Origin of the sequence: Rhodococcus sp. B10, assembly GCF_011770055.1 — a bacterium.
Classification (GTDB): Bacteria; Actinomycetota; Actinomycetes; order Mycobacteriales; family Mycobacteriaceae; genus Rhodococcoides; species Rhodococcoides kyotonensis_B.
On record NZ_JAAFYV010000127.1, the window covers coordinates 1 to 392 of the forward strand.

Annotated in this window: 1 protein-coding gene; it reads right to left on the bottom strand. The window is 67.6% G+C overall.

All coding sequences use genetic code 11. The features are described 5' to 3' along the window. Positions 1–392 (bottom strand): type II secretion system F family protein (locus tag RhoFasB10_RS25975; protein ID WP_206031395.1); only part of this gene is annotated, 392 nt, incomplete at both ends.

Below are 392 nucleotides of genomic sequence, written 5' to 3' on the forward strand. Positions count from 1 at the left end.
GCCCCAATACCCAGGCCGACATGCGGGTTTCCGACGTGGTGGCGGCCAACTCCTGCTGGGCCTGCTCCAGGTCGCGCATGAAATCACCCATGCGCTGCAGGATCTGGTCGGCGCGCCCGCCGATGCGCATGCTCACCCCGATCACCACCGCCAGCACCTTCAGCACGTCCATGCGGTACGGCTGTGCGGCCAGGCTCAATGCACGATCCAGCTCCATGCCGCTGCGCGCATAGCGCACCGTGGTGTCCAGCAGGCCGCGCAGTGGCGCGCTGGTCTGCATCGAAGACACCTGGAACGCGGCCTGCAGGCTGTTGCCCAGCGCGGTGAGGCGGACCAGGTTGTCGAGGAAGTCCGGCATCTGGTGCAGCAGCTGCGCGCGCAGTCTCGTGATC